Annotated in this window: 14 protein-coding genes; 11 read left to right on the top strand and 3 right to left on the bottom strand. The window is 60.6% G+C overall.

Annotated features, from left to right (window positions below):
* The first annotated feature begins 84 nt into the window (after positions 1-84).
* From ACFFSY_RS06140 to deoC, 4 genes are all read left to right on the top strand, one after another.
* Positions 85-858 carry an RsmE family RNA methyltransferase gene (locus ACFFSY_RS06140; protein WP_377491450.1) on the top strand — a complete coding sequence of 258 codons (774 nt, stop codon included), beginning with the start codon at positions 85-87 and terminating at the stop codon, positions 856-858.
* Between the two features lie 5 nt (positions 859-863).
* Entirely contained in the window at positions 864-2,222 is a 1,359-nt protein-coding gene (gene mtaB, locus ACFFSY_RS06135; protein WP_377491447.1) for a tRNA (N(6)-L-threonylcarbamoyladenosine(37)-C(2))-methylthiotransferase MtaB, read from the top strand.
* A gap of 152 nt (positions 2,223-2,374) precedes the next feature.
* Positions 2,375-2,800: an NUDIX hydrolase gene (locus tag ACFFSY_RS06130; protein WP_377491444.1), complete on the top strand. Its 426-nt coding sequence runs from the start codon at positions 2,375-2,377 to the stop codon at positions 2,798-2,800.
* 6 nt (positions 2,801-2,806) lie between these two features.
* The gene (deoC, locus tag ACFFSY_RS06125) at positions 2,807-3,538 is read left to right on the top strand and encodes a deoxyribose-phosphate aldolase (protein ID WP_377491441.1); all 732 of its coding nucleotides are present in this window, start codon (positions 2,807-2,809) and stop codon (positions 3,536-3,538) included.
* On the opposite strand, the gene ACFFSY_RS06120 is transcribed toward deoC, so the two are convergent.
* The gene (locus ACFFSY_RS06120; RefSeq protein WP_377491438.1) at positions 3,465-4,484 is read right to left on the bottom strand and encodes a Na/Pi cotransporter family protein; all 1,020 of its coding nucleotides are present in this window, start codon (positions 4,482-4,484) and stop codon (positions 3,465-3,467) included. The two genes, deoC and ACFFSY_RS06120, sit on opposite strands and share 74 nt — an antisense overlap.
* 134 nt (positions 4,485-4,618) lie before the next feature.
* Between ACFFSY_RS06120 and ACFFSY_RS06115 the strand changes: the two genes are divergently transcribed.
* Positions 4,619-6,082 carry a class I SAM-dependent rRNA methyltransferase gene (locus ACFFSY_RS06115; protein WP_377491435.1) on the top strand — a complete coding sequence of 488 codons (1,464 nt, stop codon included), beginning with the start codon at positions 4,619-4,621 and terminating at the stop codon, positions 6,080-6,082.
* Positions 6,083-6,138: 56 nt separating this feature from the next.
* Here ACFFSY_RS06115 and ACFFSY_RS06110 read toward each other — a convergent pair whose 3' ends face one another.
* The gene (locus ACFFSY_RS06110; RefSeq protein ID WP_377491432.1) at positions 6,139-6,447 is read right to left on the bottom strand and encodes a CD3324 family protein; all 309 of its coding nucleotides are present in this window, start codon (positions 6,445-6,447) and stop codon (positions 6,139-6,141) included.
* A gap of 530 nt (positions 6,448-6,977) precedes the next feature.
* On the opposite strand from ACFFSY_RS06110, the gene addB reads away from it, so the two are divergent.
* From addB to ACFFSY_RS06085, 5 genes are all read left to right on the top strand, one after another.
* A complete protein-coding gene (gene addB / locus ACFFSY_RS06105) occupies positions 6,978-10,577 on the top strand; it encodes a helicase-exonuclease AddAB subunit AddB (RefSeq protein WP_377491429.1) in 3,600 nt (1,199 codons plus the stop codon).
* Entirely contained in the window at positions 10,574-14,977 is a 4,404-nt protein-coding gene (locus ACFFSY_RS06100; protein ID WP_377491426.1) for a UvrD-helicase domain-containing protein, read from the top strand. Before addB ends, ACFFSY_RS06100 begins: the two co-directional genes overlap by 4 nt.
* Before the next feature lie 54 nt (positions 14,978-15,031).
* The gene (locus tag ACFFSY_RS06095; protein WP_377491423.1) at positions 15,032-16,237 is read left to right on the top strand and encodes an exonuclease SbcCD subunit D; all 1,206 of its coding nucleotides are present in this window, start codon (positions 15,032-15,034) and stop codon (positions 16,235-16,237) included.
* A complete protein-coding gene (locus ACFFSY_RS06090; RefSeq protein WP_377491420.1) occupies positions 16,234-19,677 on the top strand; it encodes an AAA family ATPase in 3,444 nt (1,147 codons plus the stop codon). The genes ACFFSY_RS06095 and ACFFSY_RS06090 overlap by 4 nt, the downstream gene beginning before the upstream one ends.
* 124 nt (positions 19,678-19,801) lie before the next feature.
* Positions 19,802-20,422, top strand: coding sequence for a hypothetical protein (locus ACFFSY_RS06085; RefSeq protein ID WP_377491417.1), 621 nt, complete (start codon positions 19,802-19,804; stop codon positions 20,420-20,422).
* Positions 20,423-20,499: 77 nt separating this feature from the next.
* On the opposite strand, the gene ACFFSY_RS06080 is transcribed toward ACFFSY_RS06085, so the two are convergent.
* Complete coding sequence (locus ACFFSY_RS06080) at positions 20,500-21,405, bottom strand: AraC family transcriptional regulator (protein ID WP_377491414.1); 906 nt, start codon at positions 21,403-21,405, stop codon at positions 20,500-20,502.
* Between the two features lie 120 nt (positions 21,406-21,525).
* On the opposite strand from ACFFSY_RS06080, the gene yicI reads away from it, so the two are divergent.
* The gene (gene yicI, locus ACFFSY_RS06075) at positions 21,526-23,853 is read left to right on the top strand and encodes an alpha-xylosidase (protein WP_377491411.1); all 2,328 of its coding nucleotides are present in this window, start codon (positions 21,526-21,528) and stop codon (positions 23,851-23,853) included.
* Positions 23,854-23,856 lie beyond the last annotated feature (3 nt).

Genomic DNA, 23,856 nt, shown 5'->3' with positions numbered 1-23,856 from the left:
GTAGCGTGGCGGGCATAAAACGTGTATGATGTAGGTTGAAGTTTTTATGCGGCTTATAGTTTACGATGAAGGGTACTTCGAACGATGCAGCGATACTTTGTAACGCCGGAGAGCATGACCGATCAGAACGTTGTGCTTACCGGCGACGATGCCCATCATGCGGCGCGCGTCATGCGCATGGAACCGGGCGATGAGATGTTCGTCAGCGATGGCCAGACGAGAACCGCGCGTGCGTCCGTACGTGCGGTTTCGCCTTCCCGGGTGGAAGCGGATATCGTTGAGTGGCTGCCGATGTCCGGCGAGCCGCGCTGGTCCGTAACGGTGGCGCAGAGCCTGCCGAAGGGCGATAAAATGGAGCTAGTTATTCAAAAAGGAACGGAAATCGGCGCGGCCGCTTTTCTTCCTTTCGAGTCGGAACGGATGATCGTCCAGTACGATGCGAAGAAAGAAGCGAAGCGGCTGGAGCGGTGGGGCAAGATTGCCAAGGAAGCCGCCGAGCAGGCGCACCGCAGCCGGATCCCGCAGGTGGAGCCGGTCCGTTCCTGGCGGAAGCTGATCGAAGCGGTCGGCGAGTACGACTTGGTGTTATTTTGTTACGAGAAGGAAGGCGGATCAGGCGGAGCGGGTATTCGCGACGCGGTGCAAGCTTACCGGGACGGAGAGCGGGCCGTGGTATCGCCGCGCGTGCTGCTAATCGTCGGACCCGAAGGCGGCTTTACCGAGCGGGAGGCCGAGGGGGCCGAAGCGGCGGGCGCCGTCATCGTTGGTTTGGGCAAGCGCATCTTGCGCACCGAGACGGCGGCCATGGTCGGGCTCGCCTGCCTGATGTATGAATCCGGAGAAATGGGAGGCGTTTAACAGACATGCCGTCAGTTGCTTTTTACACGCTGGGCTGCAAAGTAAACTTCTATGATACGGAAGCGATTTGGCAGCTGTTCAAGAACGAAGGGTACGAGCAGGTCGATTTCGAGACGACGACCGCGGATGTGTACCTGATCAATACATGCACGGTCACGAATACGGGCGACAAGAAGAGCCGCCAGATTATTCGCCGCGCGATTCGCCGCAATCCAGATGCCATAATCGCCGTAACGGGCTGCTATGCGCAGACGTCGCCAGCCGAGATCATGGCGATCGAAGGCGTGGACCTTGTCATCGGTACGCAGGACCGGGATAAGCTGATGGATTACGTTGCTCAGCTGCAAGCCGAGCGCAAGCCGGTTAACGCCGTGCGCAACATTATGAAGACGCGGGAATTCGAGGAGCTGGACGTGCCGGATTTCGCCGACCGTACCCGCGCGTTCCTCAAGATCCAAGAAGGCTGCAACAACTTCTGCACATTCTGCATCATTCCTTGGTCGCGCGGCCTCTCCCGCAGCCGTGAAGCGGAGAGCGTCTTGAATCAGGCGCGCCAGCTCGTCGCGGCCGGCTACAAGGAAATCGTCCTGACGGGTATTCATACCGGCGGTTACGGCGATGATATGGAGAATTACAAATTATCCGATCTGCTCTGGGATTTGGATAAGGTGGAGGGACTCGAGCGCATCCGCATCAGCTCCATCGAAGCGAGCCAGATCGACGCCGACATGATCGACGTACTGAATCGTTCGCCTAAGATGTGCCGACACCTTCATATTCCGCTTCAGGCGGGCGACGATTCCGTGCTCAAGCGGATGCGCCGTAAGTATACGACGGCTGAATTCGCGGAGAAGATTCGTCTGCTGCACGAGGCGATGCCGGGCGTCGCGATCACGACTGACGTCATCGTTGGCTTCCCCGGCGAGACGAACGAGATGTTCGAGACGGGCTACAAGTTTATGGAAGAGCTTGGTTTCGCCGAGATGCACGTCTTCCCTTATTCCAAGCGGACAGGCACGCCTGCGGCTCGCATGGAAGAACAGGTCGACGAAGAAGTGAAGAATGAGCGTGTACACAAGCTGATCGATTTGTCCGAGAAAATGCAGTTGGCCTACGCGCAGCAATTCGTCGGCGAGGTAGTCGACGTTATTCCGGAGCGTGACTACAAAGGCGCGCCGGGCAGCGGATTGGTCATGGGTTATTCCGGTAACTACCTGCAAGTTGTCTTCGAAGGCGCCGAGTCGCTTATCGGTCAGCTGTGCCGGGTAAAAATAACCGAAGCCGGCGTTAACGAATGCAAAGGCCAGCTCGTGCGCGTCCTCGACGAGCAGACAGCGGCCGTGCGCGGCAGCGAAGCTAGCTAATCGGTTGCGTTTGCGCCTGAAGGTGCAGGCACGCGGACGAACGACGTGAATAGCAGTACCCGAGTCTACAAGGATTCCGTCACCTCCTCGCGAGAAGGGCGGAATCCTTGCTCTACATACGCGCAAGTATCGGATGACAGGAGGCGAAGAACATGAAGGAAATTTCGGCGGGCGGCGTCGTATTCCGCCGCGAGGGCGGACGTCTGCAAGTGCAGTTAATTCAGGACCGATACGGCAAAATCTCGCTGCCCAAAGGCAAGATGGAACCGGGCGAAACCGTGGAGGAAACCGCGCTTCGCGAGATTGCCGAAGAGACCGGCCTGCAGGGAATGATCGTCGCGCCAATCGACCAAATTAAATACAAGTACAACCACGAGTCCAAAGGAACCGTCGACAAGGAGGTTCATTATTATCTCGTGGAAGCCATCGGCGGCAAGCTCCAGGCGCAAGTCGAAGAAATTCGCGGCGTGGAGTGGTTTGAGCCTATGGAGGCTTGGCGGCGCCAACGCCAGTCGGGGTACAGCAACAACGACCAAATTTTGTCGGGGGCGCTAAGGCTGCTCGGCCTGGAGGTTTAACGACGCATGTTAGAGAAGTGGGAACCGGGAACTCCGATCGCGAAGTTTATCGATCATACGCTGCTGAAGCCAGGCGCGACGGAGAAATATATCATCAAGCTTTGCGAAGAGGCGGCCATTCATCAGTTCTACAGCGTGTGCGTCAACGGGTCTTGGGTGTCGCTTTGCCGAGAGAAGCTTGCCGATACCGGTGTCCATATCGCGGCGGTTGTCGGATTCCCGTTGGGAGCGATGTCTACCAAAGCCAAAGTATACGAGGCGCAGGCGGCGGCTCAGGACGGAGCCGACGAGATCGACATGGTGCTTCCGATCGGCGCGGTCATCGAGGGTCGTTATGGCGTCGTCTCGCATGATATCTCGTCAGTCGTGCGGGCTGTGGAGGGCTCGGCGATCGTAAAGGTCATCCTCGAGACAGGTATGCTGAACCAGGAGCAGAAGGCAGAGGCATGCCGCGTAGCGGAAGCGGCGGGCGCGCATTATGTCAAGACGTCAACGGGCTTCGGGACAGGCGGAGCAACCGAAGCGGATATCCGGCTCATGCGGGCGTCCGTCACCTCGGGTATCGGCGTGAAGGCATCTGGCGGCATTCGCGATGCCGACACGGCGATCCGGATGCTGCAAGCCGGCGCGAACCGTCTGGGCACAAGCGCAGGCGTGGCGATCGTCAGCGGACAGTCATCCGCCGCAACAGCGGAAGATAACACAGCGGAAGAGCAAGCAGCGAGCACGCAATATTGAAGATCGTCTGTGCATGGGCGATTTGCGCGGCCGGCGAGGTGCCGAACCAGCTTGCGGCCGCTTGAAGCTCGCCGGTGAACGGGGCGAACAGAGCGGCGCCGCCCATATTCAGCAGGACATGCGACCAAGCGACGAATCGGCCGGATTTGGAGCCGCCGAGCGAGACGAGCAGCGCGGTCACGCAAGTGCCGACATTGGCGCCGAGCACAATCGCGATGCCGATCGGAACCGGCAAGGCGAGCGTAGTGGCAAGTCCCATCACGATCGCGATAACGGCCGCCCCGCTATGTACAGCCGCAGTCAGAATCGCGCCAGCCGCGATGCCCCATAGGACGCTATCTTCCGCGCGGCTTAGGAAGGTGCCGAACATGCCGCTCGCTTCGACCGCCGGACCGACGGACTGCATAAGGGCCATGCCGACGAGCAGAAGCGCGAAGCCGCCCGCGATGACGGAACCGCTGCGCAGAGGTCCGAACCAGCGGCCGCCGGGTAACGTACCAGCAGCGCCGCTCCCGATGCGGACGCTCCTTGCGCCGAACAACAGCTGGCCGAGGCCGATCTCTCGGAATAAAGCCGTGACAAGCCAGAGAGCGATGGAGGCTGCCAGCAGCGGCCAAGCCAACCGGCTTATGTTCAGGCCGATCAATTCCGTCGTCAGGCAGGTGCCGATATTCGTGCCCAGAATGATGCCGAGCGTTCGCGGGAACGTGAGCAGTCCGGCGTTGACCAGGCCGATCGTCATGACCGTAACGGCCGTGCTGCTCTGCAGAACGGCCGTTGTTGCTGTTCCGACGAGCAGCCCGTGCAGCGGCGTGGACGTCATCCGCTCCAGCACCGTATGCAGATGGCGGCCAACGGACTGATGGAGCGCCAATTCCATGGCTTTCAAGCCAAACAGGAATATGACGAAGCCAAGCGTCATCGGCAACAGAATTTCATGAAACATGGGGCTAGCCACTCCTTTGAACGGTAAAATCAACATTCATATCAATTTATGCGTATTGGGAAACAAGCATGACAAGCTCCGGGCGGTCTTGCGGCCGCATGGCGTCTTGTCGGGGGGATTTGAGGAGAGGACGGATGAAGGTAATGGAACGGGTTAGAGCGGTGTTGAAGAAGGAGCGCAAGAAACGGACCGAAGGCGGTCATCCTTGGGTATTCGCCAGCGAAATTGAACGGATGGACGGGGAAGGGCGGCCCGGCCAGCTTGTGGACGTCGTGAATCATCAAGGACGTTACCTTGCGACAGGGTATTGGAACCCTGCCTCTCAAATTACGGTTCGCATTATCAGCTACAAGCCGGTCGAGGCGATGGACGAAGCGTTCTTCGCTGAACGCTTCCGGCAATGCGCGCAGCATAGAAGCCGTTTCGTTAGCGGCGAAGACTGCCGGCTCGTATATGGCGAAGCGGATTTTCTTCCGGGTTTGATCGTCGACCGATTCGGCGGGGTTCTGGTCATTCAAGTGCTGACGCTCGGGATGGAGGCGCATCGCGAAGCGCTTGTGAACGCGCTCGTGAGCGTATTCGAGCCAAAGGGGATCTACGAGCGCAGCGACGTCTCCGTACGCAAGCTAGAAGGGCTCGAGGAACGGACGGGCGTGCTGTATGGGGATTGCCCGCGTATAATCGAAATCCGGGAGAACGGTCTTCTGATGGAAGTCGATATCGTAGAAGGCCAGAAGACCGGCTATTTCTTCGACCAGCGCGAGAACCGGGCTTCGATCGAGCCGCTCATGCGCGGCTGGGGCGGGCGCAGCGGCATTAAGCTTGCACGCCGCCAGCGTGAGGAGCTGCCGGCCGGAGCAGAAGCAGTCGAGCAAGAGCTTGGAGGGGCCGCAGGCAATGATACCGGAGCGGCGCAGGCGCCGGAAGTGCTGGTGCCGGTCAATGCGAACGGCAAAGTGGTCACGTTCCCGTATTGGGACGGCGCTACCGTGCTGGAGTGCTTCGCGCATACCGGGAGCTTCACGCTGCATGCCTGCAAATACGGGGCCAAGAAGGTAACTTGTCTGGACGTCTCCGAACATGCAATCGAGACGGCGCGCCGCAATGTCGCGCGCAATGGCTTCGAGGACCGCGTGGAGTTCGTCGTCGCGGACGCGTTCGAATATTTGCGGATGCAAGTCAAAGGGCAAGAGGAGCGCGCGGAACGCGCGCGCGCCGGAGCTGAGGGAGCGGCCAAGACCGATACGTCGAAGGCGCTTGGCGGCGGCGGACGCACGTGGGACGTCGTCATTCTCGACCCGCCTGCGTTCGCGAAGACGAAGGGCGCGGTGGCCGGCGCGGTACGCGGCTACAAGGATATTAACCTGCAAGGTCTCAAGCTGGTCAACGAAGGCGGCTACCTGGTCACGGCCAGCTGTTCCTACCATATGCAGCCGGATCTGTTCCTGGAGACGATTCAGGCAGCGGCGGCCGATGCGGGCAAAATTCTGCGGTTGATCGAGTGGCGCGCGGCGGGCAAGGACCACCCGCAGATTATGGGCGTAAGCGAAGGCCATTACTTGAAATTCGCCATATTCGAGGTGCGCAGTCGTTCTTAACGAATAAAAAGGCTTCCCAACCGGCGAAATCGATTTCGCAGGCGGGAAGCCTTTCTTTATGAGTAAGCGCCATGAGCGCTGGCCTGATGAATAGTAGTGCGGCGCATCTTCACGATGATTTTGCGGATGCTCTCGCCGGATAGGTGAAATTTACGCTCCAGTTCCGTGACGGATGTACCATCGGTGAAACAGCGGTAAATTTCTTGGTTACGGAGCGTCAATTGCTGGCGGGAGCCGCTCTTCTCGCCCCACGCCGCGCGCTGCTCGGTCTGTTTCGGGATATAGACTAGTTCCCCTTGTATGTAATGCTGCAGTTCTTTCAGTAAACTAGGGGGCAGCACATCTTTTCCATTTTTGTAGTTCAAGGTTAAGCTCCTCCTCGGATGGGTATCGAACTTGAGTGCCTACGATCGTTGTTAAGGTCCATACCATGCTTAGCCGCCTCCTTTAGTTTAGTGGTGTTACATACAAACGCAAAAATCACGATACGTATGGCGCATCGTGGCCAAGCAACGGCGCTGTACGCGTCCGTCCTTGTCATTATCGGGTATCGGTATATGGAAGGAGACGGGGATTAGCCGCCTCCTCCGGAACGATTTTCGCAATTAAGCGAAAATCACCTCAGCGCTTTTCAATGCAATCAGCTCCTTTCGCGCGGTATTCGTCGGGCCCGACATCTTTATTAACTCATATTTCCAAAAGGCTCGCAAGCGAAAAAACGGCTATAACCGTTCTTTGCACCGATCGTCCATTCCTGCAACGATTTACCGGGTATAAACACGAACGTTTGTTTGTTTTTCGGCGTGAAATGAAAGACTCCCTGTGATAGAATAGAACAATCGAATAGAATCGGCCGGCTTGCGGTCAGGCCAGCTAATAAGGACGGGGTGAGGGTATGACGCTACGATTTGTGACCGGACGGGCAGGCACGGGCAAGACCCATTTGTGCCTGAGGGAGATCAGGGAGCGCATTCAAGAGCGTCCTGACGGTGCTCCGTTGATCATGCTCGTGCCGGAGCAGGCGACGTTCCAGACGGAGTATGCGCTCCTAGGCGAGGGCGTCGCAGGGACGATTCGCGCGCAAGCGCTCAGCTTCAGACGGCTGTCGTTCCGCGTCATGCAGGAGACGGGCGGCACGGCGCTCGTGCCAATCAGCGAGAGCGGTAAGAACATGCTTTTATACAAGATCGTGAACCGGCTGCGGAACGACCTGCTGCTCTATCAAGGGAGCGAGAGTCAGCATGGCTTTATCGAACGGCTGGGCGAGCTGTTGACCGAATGGAAACGGTACGGCGTTGACGAGGACCGGCTGCGTCAATTCGCGGACGATGGACTGGCGGGACCGCAAAGCGCGCTGCTGAGCCGGAAGCTCCACGATCTCCAGCTCGTTGGCGTGCAGTTGGAGCAAGAGCTCGCGGGGTTGTATGTCGATTCGGAAGCTTATCTGGATTGGCTCGTGCGGGGATTCCCGGACTCGCCATCCATGAAGGAAGCGCAGTTCTGGATCGACGGCTTCCACGGTTTTACGCCGAAGGAGTACGAAGCGCTTGGCGCGATCCTACGCTATGGCGCGAACGTCACGATAACGTTATGTCTCGATCGGATTTACGGGAATGGTGAAGCGCCGCACGAGCTCGAGCTGTTCCGTCCGACGGCGGAGACGTATTTGAAGCTGCGGGAGATCGCGGAGAATGCCGGCATTGAGGTGTCGGAGCCCGTGCTGCTGCCGGATGAGCCGCCATATCGGTTCCGCGGCCGTCCGATGCTGGCGCATACGGAGCGCCATTATGCTGACCGCCGGCAGATGCGGCTTGCGCCAGGCGAGCATTACGACGGCAGCGTGTCGCTTCACGCCGCCGCCAACCGCCGGGCCGAAGTCGAGGCGGTAGCGCGAGATATTACGGAGCGGGTGCGCGTTGAAGGGCTGCGCTACTACGATTTCGCGGTCATGGTGCGTAATGCGCCGGACTATGCGGAATACTTGAAGGCCGTCTTCGACGATTACGACATCCCTGTCTTCATGGACCAGAAGGAAGCGGCGCTTCATCATCCGCTGTCCGAGTTTATCCGCTCGGCGCTCGAGATCGCGGTTCGCGGCTGGCGCTACGAAGCGGTATTCCGCTGCATCAAGACCGAGCTGCTTATGCCGGATGAGGAATCGGCCAGCAAGCTGACCCGCGAGACGTTCGACCTGCTCGAGAACTACGCGCTTGCGGCAGGCATTGACGGCAACCGGTGGTTGAACGCGGAGAAGTGGAAGCCGCTCGTGCGGGATACGCTCGACGGCGACCCGGTGCAGGCCGGAGAGCGGGATATGCGCCTTTTCCGGGCGATATTGGCTGCGCGCGAAGCGGTCGTCGAGCCGCTCCTTCGGTTCACGAAGCGGCTCAAGAAAGCGCCGGACGTTCGCGGTATGTGCGTTGCTTTATACAAGCTGTTGTCGGACATCGGCGCACCGGACCGGCTGGAGAAGTGGAGCCGCGAAGCGGCGATGATAGGCGACACGCAGCGGTCGCGCGAGCATCGACAGCTATGGGACGGCGTGATCGGCCTGCTGGATCAGCTGGCGGAGATGACCGGAGCCGAGAAGCTGCCGTTCGAGCTATTCGCAGGCATGGTCGATACAGGGCTTGAGAGCTTGAAGCTGGCAGCCGTGCCGCCTTCGCTGGACCAAGTGCTCGTCGGCAGCATGGACCGGACGCGCTCGGGCAAAGTCAAAGTCTGTTACTTGCTCGGGGCGAACGACGGCGTCATGCCGCAGCGGATGCAGGAAGACGGCGTCCTAACGGAGCAGGAACGCGAGACGCTGGAGCTCGGCGGGATCGCCATGGCGCCAGGCGTCCGCAGGAGGCTGCTCGACGAACGCTTTCTCATTTACAACGCGCTGTCGACGCCTAGCCGTCATTTGTGGATTAGCTATCCGCTCGCGGACGAGGAGGGGAAGAGTCTTCACGCGTCGGAAGTGATCCGACACGTGAAGAGCATGTTCCCGGGCATCGAAGAGCGTCAACTCGCCATCGAGCCTACCCCGGGAATGCCGGAAGAAGAGCAGCTTTCTTATATCGCGCACCCGCAGCGGACGTTGTCATACTTGACCGCACAGCTTCGGTCATGGAAGCAGGGAACGGCCATCGCGCCGACTTGGTGGCACGCGTTCGATTGGTTTGCCGTCCGTCCGCAATGGGAGAGCCGTCTCAAGCGACTCGTCGATTCACTGGATTATGCCAACGAAGCGGCGTTCCTCACGCGGGAAACAGCCGACCTGCTGTACGGCGAAGTGCTCCGCGGCAGCGTGTCGCGGATGGAACGTTTCGTAGCATGCCCTTTCCAGCATTTCGTCATCCACGGCCTGCGGCTGCGGGAGCGCGATATCTTCAAGCTGGCGGCACCTGATATCGGGCAGCTGTTCCATGCCGCCCTAAGCAAGCTGACCGAGACGCTGGGCGATCGGTTCGGCGAATTGGACGCGAGCGAGATTCGCGCCGCGGCTGCCGGCGTCGTCGACGAGCTGGCGCAGCGGCTTCAGTCGCAGATTCTGTTCAGCAGCCGGAGACACCAATACGTCGCGCGGAAGCTCAAGGAAATCATCGCGCAGGCGGCCGTCATTCTGGGCGAGCATGCCCGGCGTGCGGATTTCAAACCCGTAGGGCTTGAGATCGGCTTCGGCGGGGACGGTCCGCTGCCATCGCTGCGTATTCCGCTGATTCGCGATCGAACGCTGGAGATGGTCGGGCGAATCGACCGTGTGGACGCGGCGGAAGCGGAAGGCGGGCTGCTGCTGCGGGTCATCGATTACAAATCGAGCGCCAAGCAGCTGCGTCTGGAGGAAGTCGCCTACGGGCTCGCGCTTCAGATGCTCACTTATCTGGATGTGCTTGTCTCCTCTTCGGAGGATTGGCTTGGACAGCCGGCGAGAGCGGCGGGCGCGCTCTATTTCCATGTGCACAACCCGATGCTCGCCTCAAGCAATACGATATCGCCGGAGCGGGCGCGCGCGGACATTCTGAAGCGGTTCAAGTTGAAGGGGCTCATTCTTGCCGATGAGGATACCGTTCGGAAGATGGACGGCAGCTTAACGACCGGATATTCGGACATATTGCCGATCGCGCTTAAGAAAGACGGCGGCTTCTACAGCAGCTCGTCCGTCGCATCGGACGAGCAATGGGGCACGCTGCGGCGTTCCGTTCGGTCGACCTTGAAGCGTATCGGCGACCGGATCGTGGAAGGCGACATTTCGATTGCGCCTTATAGGCTCGGACCGCGGACGCCTTGCCAATTTTGCGCATATAAGCCGGTATGTCAATTCGATCCGCTTATCGAGGGCAACGCGTTCGCGAAGCTGGCCAAGCCGAAGAAGGACGAGGTATGGGACATGCTGGCGGCGGGCGCCGAAGAGACGGGTTCGAATGACTGGGCGGCAAGGACTGGCGAGAGCACGGACACGAACCGGAACGGTACGGACAGCAGGGCTAATTACGAGGAGGGAACGCCATGAGCGGCGGTATGGATTTGACCGCAAAACCGGTGGGCAGCACATGGACCGACGACCAGTGGAAAGCCATCGTCTCCGGCGGGCGCAACATTCTCGTCGCGGCGGCGGCGGGGTCGGGCAAGACCGCCGTGCTGGTCGAGCGGATCATTCGCAAAATTTCGGCCGATACCGACGTGGATCGTTTGCTCGTAGCGACCTTCACGAAGGCGGCGGCCGCGGAGATGAAGGAGCGCATCCGGATCGCGCTGGAGAAGGAGCTGGCCCGCAATCCGGAGTCCGAGCATTTGCGGCGTCAGCTGGCTCTGATGGGACGCGCGTCGATTACGACGCTTCACTCGTTCTGTCTGGATGTCATTCGCCGGTACTACTCCTTGATCGGACTTGACCCTGGCTTTCGCATCGCGAACGAGACCGAAGCCGAGCTGCTGCGGATCGACGTGCTTGACGCGTTATTCGAAGAGCGCTATGAAGCCGCGGAAGCGGGCGAGCCCGAAGGGTTCGCGTTCGCATCGCTAGTCGACCGATTCGGCGGCGAACGGGGCGACGAGCCGGTGTATGGCTTGGTTATGAAGCTGTATCATTTCGCGCAGAGCAATCCGTGGCCGGAAGCTTGGCTGCGGGATACGGCCGCGTCATTCGAGGTCGCGGACGCGGCGGCGCTCGGCGCTTCGCACTGGGTGGAAGGGCTGCGCGGCGTCGTGACGCTGGAACTGGAAGGTGCGCTTGCCCAGCTGAATCAGGCGCTTAATGCGGCAAGGCAGCCGGGTGGTCCCGATGCTTATGCGGCCACGTTCGATGAGGATATGATGCTGGTCCGCGGATTGTTGGCGAGCGTAGCAGGTAAACCGTGGGAGACCTGGCACGAAGCATTTGCATCCGCAACCTTCGGCAAGCTTAAGAGCCAGCGCGGCGACGACGTGGACAAGTCGATCCAGGAGCGGGCGAAAGAGCTTCGGGAGAACGCCAAGACGATCGTGGGCGAGCTGAAAGAGAAGCTGTTCGGACGCACGCCGGAAGCGTTCGCCGAGGAGCTGCTGGAGCTCGCTCCGTTCATGCGGGCGCTGGCCGAGCTTGTTATCTCCTTTGGCGCGCGGTTCGAAGCGGCCAAGCGGGAGCGCGGGCTGATTGATTTCGGGGATATGGAACATTACTGCCTGCGCATCCTGCGCGACCCCGCTTCCACGCCGAGTGCGACGGTTCCATCATCGGCGGCATTGGAGTACAGGCGGCAGTTCGATGAGATTTTGCTCGACGAATATCAGGATACGAACATGGTCCAGGAAGCAATCGTGGAGCTGATCGCGCAGCCGGGAGCGGGCAACCGATTCATGGTCGGCGACGTGAAGCAGAGCATCTACCGGTTCCGCTTGGCGGAGCCGAATTTGTTCCTGCGCAAGTATAGGGCGTACGGGACGGGAGATGCTGCCGCCGAACTGCCGGTTGCGAAGATTGAGGCTCTTGATTCGGGTGTGAACGATTTCGACGCTGCCGGCGCTCGTTCGTCATACGCGGCCGATTCGGCGATTGCGCATGCGCAATCCGAGGAAGGGGCGACACAGGCAGCCGAGATCGGGCTGCGCATCGATCTAGCCCGGAACTTCCGCAGCCGCCAGGAAGTCGTCGACGGTGTCAACGGCGTATTTCGCGCGATTATGCAAGAGAGCGTCGCGGAGATGGATTACGACACCCGCGCCGAGCTCGTCTGCGGGGCGTCGTACCCGCCAGCTTCCGATGGAGGCCCTCCGGAGCGCTACGCCATCGAATTCGCGCTGCTTGATCGGGGAGCGGGAACGGGCGATGAGACGGAGCGCGGCGATGCCGAAGATGGCGCAGAGGCGGATGCCGAGCGCGACGGCGGTGCCGAACCGGCCGAGGACTTGCAGGTTGTACAGCTGGAAGCGAGATATATTGCAGAGCAAATATTGCGATTGCGTGGTCAAGGCCAGGACGGGGATGAATCGGTTAGACCATTCATGCCGTTCGACGGCCGCAAGGGAGGCAAGCGCCCGCTCGCTTGGCGGGACATTGTCATTTTGCTCCGCGCGGATAAGCAGTGGGCGCCGGTACTCATCGAGGAGCTGCAGCTGCGCGGTATCCCTGCTTACGCGGAACTGGGCAGCGGGTACTTCGAGGCGACCGAAGTGGAGACGATGCTTTCGCTGCTGCGCGTTATCGACAACCCGTACCAGGATATTTCCCTTGCGGGCGCGCTAAGGTCTCCGCTTGCCGGTCTAACGGCGGAAGAGTTGGCGCTGATCCGGATCGCGGCTGGACATGGCGGATCGTTCTATGACGCGGTCCGAGTCGCGGAGGCTGGGAAATCTTTGCCGGAGGCTACGCGTTCCAAGCTGACCGAGTTTCTCGTCAGCCTGGAGCGGTGGCGGGAAGAAGCGAGAGCAGGAGCGCTTGCGGAGCTGCTGTGGCGCATTTACCGCGAGAGCGGTTATTACGATATGGTCGGCGGCATGCCAGGCGGGCTGCAGCGTCAAGCCAATCTGCGGGCGTTGTACGATCGGGCGCGCCAATACGAGGCGACTTCGTTCCGCGGCCTGTTCCGGTTCCTGCGCTTCGTGGATCGGATGCGGGAGAACGGCGGCGATCTGGGTACTGCCCGCGCGCTCGGCGAGCAGGAAGACGTCGTGCGTATCATGTCCATTCATAAGAGCAAAGGGCTCGAATTCCCTGTCGTCTTCGTGGCGGGACTGGGCAAGACGTTCAATCGGCAGGATTTGAATGCCTCGTTCCTGATGCACAAGCAGCTTGGCTTCGGACCGAAGTTCGTGGACACCGATCTGCGCGTGACGTATCCGACGCTGCCGTATTTGTCCATTCGCGAGCAGATTCGCAAGGAGACGCTCGCTGAAGAGATGCGGATTCTGTATGTGGCGCTTACGCGGCCCAAAGAGAAAATGTTCCTGGTAGGGACTGTCGCCGACGCGGCGAAGACGCTGGAACGCTGGCAGAGCGCCACGGCGGACGACGGCAGCTTGCCGGACTACATGCTGGCGCAGGCGAAACGGTTCATCGACTGGCTTGGACCGCTCGCGATGCGAAGCGGCGTACAGGTCGATCTCTATGACGGCGCCGATCTGCTCGGAGGCGGAGAATCCGTAATCGATCCGGCTAGGCTTACTGTAGAAGAGGCCGTCATGGACGTGCTTGGGAATGCGGTTGATGACCGAAGCCGTGATAAGGCGGATGGCCGCGGCGCCTCTTCTGTGGCTGCCGACAATGCGTCTGCCGCCAACGCGGAGATAGAGACAGATAGCGGAATTGCAGCCGTTAATGGCAACGTTCGGCGAGCGAGCGAATCGTTCGCCAGCTGGAGAAGCGGCGTCGTGCCGGCTTCCTTGCTCGGCTTCGAGGCGGCGGCTGCCGCCGAACCGGACGAAGAAGCCATCCGCGCATTCGAAGCGCGTCTTCAGGCGATACGAGAACTCATCCCTGTGCAGGAGACGAGCGGGGACCAGGTCGAGATTGAGCGCAGGCTGGAATGGGGTTATCCCTATCGCGGCGCCACGCTCATGGCGGCGAAGACCTCGGTCACCGAGATGAAGCGGCTGCACGTCGATTCGGCCGCGGACGAGGAATCGGTCCTGCTGCCGTCGCTTGCGGACCAATCGGTTCCGGAAGGCCTTGGTTCGGATACGGCTTCGTATGTAGAGGAGATCGGTCCGAGCATTCCGAACACAGGCGACGAGGCGCGTGGCGTCGAGACTTCGGCATCGCAGGCCATGCAAGTGGAATGGTCGTTCGGAGACGATTTCGAAACGGCAACCGAAGGAGCCGACCACGACGAGGAGTCGCTTGCAGTACCGGGGGAGAATCGAGATTTCACCTTCCGGCTGCGCCGGCCGAAGTTCATGGAAGAGGTGTCGCTTACGGCTGCCGAGCGCGGAACGGTCCATCACCTTGTCATGCAGCATATGCCGCTGGAAGGAACGCTGGACGAAGAGCGCGTGCGCGCTGTGCTGCATTCGCTAATCGACCGTCAAATGCTGACGGCGAAGCAGGCGGAAGCCGTCGATGCGGCGGCCGTCGCGGCCTTCTACAGGGAACCGGTCGGCGAGCGGCTGCTTCGAGCCAACTGGGTGAAGCGCGAGACGCCGTTCAGCTGCGCGTTCGCCGCTTCCCGGGTATACCCGGATGCCGCGGAAGGCGCGGGAGACGAGCCGATCATGATTCAAGGCGTCATCGATTGTCTGTTCGAAGACGGAGACGAGCTTGTGCTGCTGGATTACAAGACGGACCGGGTCGTCGGGGAGCGCTATGCCGAAGCTGCAGAGAAGCATCGCTTCCAGATGCGACTGTACGCCGAAGCGATCGGCACGATTTTGGGACGGCCGGTTGACGCCTGCTATCTATTTTTCTTAAACGGCGGAAGAGCCGTTCAATTGTTTTAAAGTCGGCGGGCCGCCCGAATGGGACGCGCGGTCTGCCTGGACGGAGGGGAAACGGTGCGAATATTGCATACGGCGGACTGGCACTTCGGGCGATCGCTCGAAGGGCGCAGCCGCATGGAGGAGCAGGAAGAGTTCGTGGACGAGCTCGTCGGCATCGTACGGGACGAGGCGATCGACCTCGTCATGATCGCAGGCGACGTGTACGATTCGGTGAACCCGCCGGCTGCGGCGGAGCAGTTATTCTACGAGGCGCTGTCCCGTCTGGCTGATGGCGGGAAGCGGACGGTGGCGGTTATCGCGGGTAATCACGACCATCCGGAACGCGTCGCCGCGTCATCGCCGCTCGCAGCCAAGAGCGGCATTCGACTGGTTGGACTGCCGACGGGCGAGCCGATTATCGCGGATATTAGCCGCACAGGCGAGCGGGCCGTCATTGCGGCGCTGCCGTACCCGTCGGAGTCGCGCTTGCGCGAGCTGCTGAGCGAAGAGACCGATGAAGCGGCGCTCAGAAGCGCTTATTCCGAGCGCGTCGGGCGATTAATGACGCGTCTGGCCGGACATTACAGGCCGGATACGGTCAATCTCGCCATGAGCCACATCTATGTGCTTGGCGGGCTGGAGACGGACTCTGAGCGTCCGATCCAGGTCGGCGGCGCGTACACGGTCGATCCGAGCGCGCTGCGGGTTGGTGCACAATACGTGGCGCTCGGCCATCTCCACCGCCCGCAGCAGACCGCGGGCGACCCGCGCATGCGTTACAGCGGTTCACCGCTCGCGTACAGCTTCTCGGAAGCGGGACAGGCCAAGTCGGTTACGGTGTTCGACGCGGCGCCCGGGATCGTTATCGAGCCGCGCGAAATATTGCTCAGCTGCGGCAGGCCGCTCGTGAAGTGGACGGCTCGAGGCGGATTGGATGAAGTGTACCGCTGGCTTGAAGAAGGAAGGGATGCCCGCGCGTGGGTCGATTTGGACATCTGGATGACGGAGTCGATGACAATCTCCCACATTCAGCAGCTGCGCAAGCAGCACGAGGGTCTTGTGCATATCCGTCCCGTCTATCCGGAGACAGCGGCGGCGGCCGAAGCGGATGCCAGGTCGCGCGAACAGCTGCCGGCTGAGGAGTTGTTCCGGCGCTTCTTCGCGAAGCAGACCGGCGGGGCCGAACCGGACGCGGATACGGTACAGCTGTTTCTTGAGCTGATCGCCGAAGACGAGGCGGATATCGGCCGCGAAGGCGCGGAAGGAGGCGATGCGGAATGAAACCGATTTTGCTTCGTTTAAGCGGTCTACAGAGTTACCGCGAGATGCAGGAGGTCGATTTCGCAAGGCTGTGCGAAGCAGGCGTGTTCGGCATATTCGGCTCGACCGGCAGCGGCAAGTCAAGCATCCTCGACGCGATGACGCTGGCCTTGTACGGCAAGGTCGAGCGCGCGGCGAACGGCACGCAGGGCATTATGAACCAGGCGGAGAAGCAGCTGTCCGTGGCGTTCACCTTCGAGCTGTCCGGCGGCGGCGAGCTGCGCCGCTACCGGGTCGAACGGCAGTTCAAGCGCGGTGGGGACGTCTCGGTTAGCAACACGCTGAGCCGGTTCGTCGAGATCACGGAGGAAGGCGAGATCGTGCATGCGGATAAATTGGCGGACGTGACCCGGATGGTCGAGTCGCGGATCGGCCTTAGCATGCAGGATTTCACCCGCGCGGTCGTCCTGCCGCAGGGCAAATTCGCTGAGTTCTTGTCGCTGACGGGCAAGGATCGTCGCCAGATGCTGCAGCGGCTGTTTCGGCTCGAACGCTTCGGCGACGGGCTGGCGCTCAAGCTGAATCAACGCATGAAGACGGCGGAAGCGGCACTGAACGAAGCGGCTGCGGAGCAGCTCGGCCTCGGCGATGCTTCCGAAGCGGCTATCAAGGCGGCTGAGGCCCGCCACCTGCAAGCGTCCGCCTCTTCGGCGCACGCCCGCGCGGCATTGACGGAAGCGGAGCGGCGTCATGCAGAGCAGCTTCACGTTCGCGAAAGGCAGGAGGAGTTGCGGGCCAAGGAGCAGCTGCAGTCCAACCTGCTTATCCAAGCGCCGCAAGTGGCAGCGTGGGAGAAAGAACTTGCGCGTCTGAGCGCGGCGGAGCGGCTGCTGCCGGTCCTGGACGCAATGGAGTCGGCCGAGGCGGCGCACGCCGCATCGACTGCGCGGTTGGCGGCGGCCGAAGCGAACTACCGGCAGTGCCAGCTGGCTGCCGCGGAGGCAGCCAAGATGGCAGCGGAAGCGGAAACGGCGTCGGCAGAAGCAGAACCGCGGCTGGCTCATCGCCTAGCCGAGCTGGCTGCCGCCCGCAAGACCGAAACGGAAGCCGCCGTGATCAAAAGCGAATTCGAGAACGGTCAGCGGCAATTGGGAGAGATCCGAAGACAGCGGCAAGATAGCGCTGATCAGGCGGCCAAAGCGGAGGAACTGCTCGTGCGCGCGGTCAACCGGCAGAATGAATTGAAGACGGAGCTTAAGACGGCCGAGCTTAACAAGGAGGAGCGCGAGCGGCGTGCCGATATGCAGAAGCGGCTCGTTCAGGCCGAGAGCGCCCGAGCACAGCTGGAAGCGGCGTCTACCGAAGCGAAGAAGGGAGCCGAAGCTGTTCGTCTCGCACGCGAAGCGCTCGGACGAGCGGAATCGCAGGTAAAGGCGAGCGCAGATGCGATCGTCGAAGTTCTTCACACTCTGGAACCAGTAGTCTCTGGATACAAGAAGATCTCGGATAGCCTCCAGATGCTAAGCGACCGGTTGCCAGAATGCACGGAGGCTGCGCGTGCCGCATATTGGCGGCAGCAGCGGAGCGAGTTGGCCGCACAGCTGGCGCATGGGCTGCGCGAGGGAGAAGCGTGTCCGGTCTGCGGTTCCTGCGCGCACCCGGCCAAGCATGAAGGGGCTGCGGCTGGCAGGCAAGCTGCCAGCGCGGAAGCCGAGCTTGCCGCGTGGGAGCAAGCGGCTAAGCAATGCCAGACGCTTGCGATGAAGGCTTCTGGCGGGCTTGCCAGGGTTGAGCGCGTCTACGAGCGTCTACGGGAATCGATTCCATCCGGCCGATCCGCGGCGTCGGCCTCGGGTGTCGAACCGCTGTTTGCGGGAATGAGTGAAGCGGCGGCAGCACTTCAGGCCGTTGAATGGACGGCAGAGACGACGCTCGCCGAATTGGCGGCATCCGCAGAGCGGATATCGGCGCTCGATCTGGCTTATGCGACGGCCGAGCATGGCAGCGAGGCGATGCGCATCGCGCTGTCGAATGCGGATAAGGCACGCGAGGCGGCGGCGAGCGAACTAACGGCGCTGACGTCGGTCGAAGCGAAGCTGAGCGCCAAGGATGCCGAATTATCTGCCGCTTATGAACGCGAGCGTGCGGAATGGTTGTCCCACTTCGGCTGGGAGCTGGACGCGGCAGCGGCTCGTCGCGAACTAGGCGTCTTCGACGAACGCGAGCAAGCGGCTGAAGATATCCGCGCGAAGCTAGAGAAGAGCGTCGGCTTCATCGAGGAGAAGACGGCGGCCAGAGAAGCGCATCGTCGCGCCGAACAAGAGACGCTTCTGGCAGCCGCGCAATTGGAAGCGAAGTTGGACGGGCTGCGTGACCAGCTGGCGCAGCGCAGCGAACAGCTGCTGGCTTGCACGGGCGGAGAGGCCGTCTCGGTGCTGACGGCTGCAGCCGAACGCGAGCTGAACGAGATCCGCGCGCACCTCAAAGCTGCTAAGACCGCAAACGAACGCGGGCAGGAGCTGCTTCGAGAGGAGGCCGAACAGCGCATCGCCGCGTCGGAGTCGGAGAAATCCCTCAAGCAGCGCGCGGAAGAGTGCCGTCTCGCTTGGCAAGACGCGCTAGAGCGTTCGCCGTTCGATAACTCGGACGAGACTCGTCATCTTCGATCCTTGCTGGGCCAGCAGGAGCGGATGGCTGCCCAAATCGCCGAGTACCGCGAGGCGGAGAAAGAGCTTGCGGCCCAAATCTCGCTGCTGAGCAGCCAGCTGGATGGCCGCTCCGTCTCGGACGAGGAATGGGAAGCGTGCGTGATCGAATTGCAGGCGGCGCGCGGCGTGGGCGAGACGGCTTTGGCGGAGCTGGCTAAGGCGGAACGCGACCTTGAAGATCTGCGGCAGAAGCAGGAGCGTTGGCTGAAGCTGGAAGAGAAGCGGGCGGCCATGGAGGCGCTCTGCGTCCGGCTGAAGTCGCTGCAATCCGTCTTCCGCGGCAACGCCTTCGTCGAATATGTCGCGGAAGAGCAGCTCGTTCAAGTATGCCGAGCGGCATCCGAGCGGCTTGGTTATTTGACGAAGCGGCGCTACGCGCTTGAGGTGGATTCCGGCGGGGGATTCGTCATTCGCGACGATGCCAACGGCGGTATCCGCAGACCAGTGTCGACACTCTCTGGCGGCGAGACCTTCCTTGCGTCCTTGGCGCTCGCGCTCGCGTTGTCCGGGCAAATTCAGCTGCGGGGCAAATACCCGCTTCAATTCTTCTTCTTGGACGAAGGATTCGGCACGCTTGACCCCGAGCTGCTCGATACGGTCATTACGGCGCTTGAGAAGCTGCATAACGACAGGTTGTCGGTCGGTGTGATTTCCCACGTGCCGGAGCTGCGCGCACGGCTGCCGAGAAGGCTGATCGTCACGGCTGCGGAGCCTTCCGGTCGCGGCAGCTCGGTAGCCTTGGAGACGATGTAACCGATTGTTCACAGCCTTCCCGTTGCAACTTGAGGGCGAACAAGGTAACGTAAACAGGAGAACGGCCGTCGCGGGAGGTCAAGAAGCTTGCCGCGGCGGCCATGAGACTGTGGAGGTATTCATCGTGGCCGAACGCAATTCCCCGAAACGTTCCTATTTCGTTCCGGTTCTGCTCCTTCTGCTTGTCGTTAGCTTGACGGGCAACGTCATTCTGTACACGAAGACGATCGTTCATGCGCAAGACGAGCGCGCGGAGCGAGGCGAGGCGATTATCAACGCGGGCTACCAAACGAAGCAGCATATCGCGGACGTGCTGCATACGATCGAACTGCTGACGAGTAATGCAGATATCGCAAGCCGTCTGCAGACGAAGAGCCGCTTGGCCGACGCGTTCGACGATCGTCCGGAAGTCGAATATTTCTTCACCGAGGCAGAGGTTTCCAATGGCAAGCCGCTTGCAACCGGAGTGCGTACGCCGAAGGATTTTCTCGCGAGCGTGGAGCAAGCGCTCGAGCAGGTCGGCAATCACGAAGGAGAGCTGACGGCTGGCGAGAAGGAGTACCTGGAGCAGCTCGGCGGCATATACGCCAAGCTGAAACAGACCGCTTCCGAACTGATCTACGACGGCGAAGTTCCCAAACGCGACGAAGCGTTGACCGCCCAAGCGGACAAGCGATGGATCGATATTGCAGCATCGCTAAGCGCGATCATGAATGAGCCGGCAAGTCTCGAGCTGCAGCCTTAACCCTTAACGAGCCTAGGAACATGAACGACCCGCATCAGGGCCGCTTGATACAAGCGGGCCAGATGCGGGTCGTTTTTTTAATCCGGTACCGCAAGTCCCCTTTCTTGACGGCGTTTGCGGTACGCTACGGGCGTCATGCCGTAATGCTGCTTGAACACGCCGATAAAATAACTCAAGTTGTTGAACCCTACATCGAGGGCGACTTCCATTGTTTTCTTGTCGGTCTCCGCCAGCAAGACGGCGGCTTGTCGAATTCGGTACTGATTCACGTATTCGAGCGGGCTCTTCGCCGTGATGGACTTGAAGAACCGGCAGAAGTACGCCTCGCTCATGGCGACCTGCGCGGCAAGATCGGCCAGCTTGACCGGTTCGGCGTAACGATCATGGATATACTGGAGCACCGTCTTAAGCCGTTCGATGCGGTAATCGTCCGTTTGCGGACGATTACCCTCGTCTGTGGCAGGCGACCCCAGCCGGTAAAGTTTGGCCATCATCATAAGCAGCAATCCTCGGGTAGTCAGTTCGAATACGGGTGGACGCGCGGTATTCAGCTCGATCAGCTGCCCCATCATGTCCAGCACGTCTGCGGCAAGCGGTTCGTCGCGCTTCAGGTGGACGGGGACAGACCATTTCTTGTGTACGATCGGCTGAATATACCGCTCTTGCGTGAGGTCAATCGTGCCGCCGCCAAGCAGGTCGGGGTGAAACACGATCGCGATGAAGGCACATGCCTCAGCACCTGCCACATACCCGGAGTGCAAGTCGCCCGAAGATACGAAGATTGCTTCTCCTGCATGCACCTCGTAATCGGTGACGTCCACGCGGAATACCGCTTTTCCGCTTGTGACCATGAGCAGTTCCAGCTCGTCATGCCAGTGCAAATCCAGCAGCGGCTGATCGGGCGGACATTCGATCGGATAGATGCTGAGCGGGTATAGCGCGTGGCCGTGTATTCTGGATTCCTTCAGCGTTGCTCTGTCCATTGCAGTCTCCGTTCCTTCCTAGAATGTCAAAATCCTGATATAAATAAGCAAAATCTTTAAAGATAACGCTTACCGAAGTCAATATGATTATAATATAAACAATACGCGGAGGGATACGACATGAAATTTACCGACGGTTATTGGATGGTCAAAGAAGGCACGACGATGCATCACCCGATCGAAGTCCGGGATATCCGCGAGACGGCGGATAGCGTCACGGTTCACGCGGCTTGCCGGAATGTGCAAATCAAAGGCGACACGCTCAACGCGCCGCTGCTTACGGTCGAGCTCAGCGCGCCGCGCAAGGATGTCATCCGCGTTCGCTGGACCCATCATGCAGGCGCGAAGGCAGCAGGGCCGAACTTCGAGCTGTTCCCCGAAGCAGGATTCGCGCCGGATATCGCAAGCGACGCCGAGGCGCTGACGCTCACGAGCGGCGGCTTAAGCTTGAAGCTTAGCAAGCAGGGCCCTTGGAACATGTCGTTCACCAACTACGGGAAGTATGCGACCGCTTCGAGCCAGAAGCGCACGGCTTATATTCAAACGAAAGAGAAGCAAGCGTTCTTCCGGGAACAGCTGGATCTCGGCGTGAGCGAGCGAATCTACGGTCTCGGCGAGCGATTCACGCCATTCGTGAAGAACGGGCAAGTGGTCGATATCTGGAACGAAGACGGCGGCACGTCCAGCGAGCAGGCGTATAAGAACGTCCCGTTCTATCTGTCGAGCGAAGGTTACGGCATTTTCGTCAATCATCCGGAGCGCGTCTCGTTCGAGATCGCCTCGGAGAACGTCTCCAAAGTGCAGTTCAGCGTGCCGGGCGAGTCGCTCGAGTATTTCGTCATCGGCGGCGAGACGCTGAAGGACGTGCTGAGCAACTACACGGCGCTGACCGGCAAGCCTGCGCTGCCGCCTGCATGGTCGTTCGGCTTGTGGCTGACAACCTCGTTCACGACCGATTACGATGAGGAGACGGTGAACAGCTTCATCCAAGGGATGGCGGACCGCGACCTGCCGCTGCATGTGTTCCACTTCGACTGTTTCTGGATGAAAGAGTACCAATGGTGCGACTTCGAATGGGATCCGTCGGTATTCCCGGAGCCGGTGCAGATGCTGACGCGCCTGAAAGACCGGGGATTGAAGATCTGCGTCTGGATCAACTCCTATATCGCGCAGAAGTCGCCTCTGTTCGCTGAAGGCATGGAGAAAGGTTTCCTGCTCAAAACACCGTCCGGCGACGTATGGCAGTGGGACATGTGGCAAGCCGGCATGGGTCTGGTCGATTTCACGAACCCGGCTGCGGTCGAATGGTATAAGGATCATCTGCGTCGTCTAGTGGACATGGGCGTAGACTGCTTCAAGACGGATTTCGGCGAGCGGATTCCGACAGATGTCGTATATTACGACGGCTCCGATCCGGTCAAAATGCACAACTACTATACACAGCTCTATAACAAAGCTGTATTCGAAGTGTTGGAAGAGAAGCTCGGCAAGAACGAAGCGATGCTGTTCGCCCGTTCGGCCACCGCCGGCGGCCAGCAGTTCCCTGTTCATTGGGGCGGCGATTGCTCGGCGACGTACGCGTCCATGGCGGAGACAATTCGCGGCGGCTTGTCGCTCGGCTTGTCCGGCTTCGGCTTCTGGAGCCATGATATAAGCGGCTTCGAAAGCACGGCATCCCCGGATATTTATAAGCGCTGGGTAGCCTTCGGCCTGCTGTCCTCGCACAGCCGCTTGCACGGCAACGAGTCGTACCGGGTGCCATGGCTGTTCGATGAGGAAGCGGTCGACGTACTGCGCCGCTTTACGAAGCTGAAGAGCGCGCTGATGCCGTATCTGTTCGGCGCGGCCGTGGAAGCGTCGACGCAAGGTTTGCCGATGATGCGCGCGATGGTGCTCGAGTTCCCGGAAGATCCTTCGACGCATGCGCTTGATCTCCAGTACATGCTTGGCGATCGCCTACTGGTTGCGCCGATCTTCCGTCCGGACGGACGCGTGCAATACTACGTGCCGGAAGGCCGCTGGACGAACTATCTGACCGGCGAGACGGTCGAAGGCGGCAAGTGGCACACGGAGGAGCACGGCTACATGACGCTGCCGCTGCTCGTCGCGCCGAACACGCTATTGGCCGTCGGCGCGAACGATCAGAAGCCGGATTACGATTATGCGGACGGTATCACGTTCGAGCTGTTCGAGCTCGCGGAAGGCGTCAGCGCGAAAGCGCCGGTCTATACGCTTGGCGGCGAACTGCTCTACACGGCCGAGGCCGTGCGCAGCGGCAACCGCATCGTCGTTACGGCGGAAGGCGCGGGCAAGCCTTGGAACGTGCGGCTGGCCGGCATCGCCGAGGCTTCCGGCGTGGAAGGCGGCCAGACGGCCGCGGGCGAGCAAGGGCTGCTCGTCAACGCTGCGGCAGGTTCGCAGCGCATCGTAATCACGTTGGCCGAGTAAACA

It is taken from the genome of Paenibacillus aurantiacus (assembly GCF_042431225.1).
Taxonomy (GTDB): domain Bacteria; phylum Bacillota; class Bacilli; order Paenibacillales; family Paenibacillaceae; genus Paenibacillus_Z; species Paenibacillus_Z aurantiacus.
This window is presented reverse-complemented; position numbering and strand designations above follow the sequence as displayed.

Excerpts from the sequence above, each read along its gene's own strand:
- ACFFSY_RS06080 (WP_377491414.1), bottom strand. The coding sequence starts at position 21,405 with ATGGACAGAGCAACGCTGAAGGAATCCAGAATACACGGCCACGCGCTA.
- ACFFSY_RS06090 (WP_377491420.1), top strand. The coding sequence starts at position 16,234 with ATGAAACCGATTTTGCTTCGTTTAAGCGGTCTACAGAGTTACCGCGAG.
- yicI (WP_377491411.1), top strand. The coding sequence starts at position 21,526 with ATGAAATTTACCGACGGTTATTGGATGGTCAAAGAAGGCACGACGATG.
- ACFFSY_RS06120 (WP_377491438.1), bottom strand. The coding sequence starts at position 4,484 with ATGTTTCATGAAATTCTGTTGCCGATGACGCTTGGCTTCGTCATATTC.
- addB (WP_377491429.1), top strand. The coding sequence starts at position 6,978 with ATGACGCTACGATTTGTGACCGGACGGGCAGGCACGGGCAAGACCCAT.
- ACFFSY_RS06130 (WP_377491444.1), top strand. The coding sequence starts at position 2,375 with ATGAAGGAAATTTCGGCGGGCGGCGTCGTATTCCGCCGCGAGGGCGGA.
- ACFFSY_RS06140 (WP_377491450.1), top strand. The coding sequence starts at position 85 with ATGCAGCGATACTTTGTAACGCCGGAGAGCATGACCGATCAGAACGTT.
- ACFFSY_RS06100 (WP_377491426.1), top strand. The coding sequence starts at position 10,574 with ATGAGCGGCGGTATGGATTTGACCGCAAAACCGGTGGGCAGCACATGG.
- deoC (WP_377491441.1), top strand. The coding sequence starts at position 2,807 with ATGTTAGAGAAGTGGGAACCGGGAACTCCGATCGCGAAGTTTATCGAT.
- ACFFSY_RS06115 (WP_377491435.1), top strand. The coding sequence starts at position 4,619 with ATGAAGGTAATGGAACGGGTTAGAGCGGTGTTGAAGAAGGAGCGCAAG.
- mtaB (WP_377491447.1), top strand. The coding sequence starts at position 864 with ATGCCGTCAGTTGCTTTTTACACGCTGGGCTGCAAAGTAAACTTCTAT.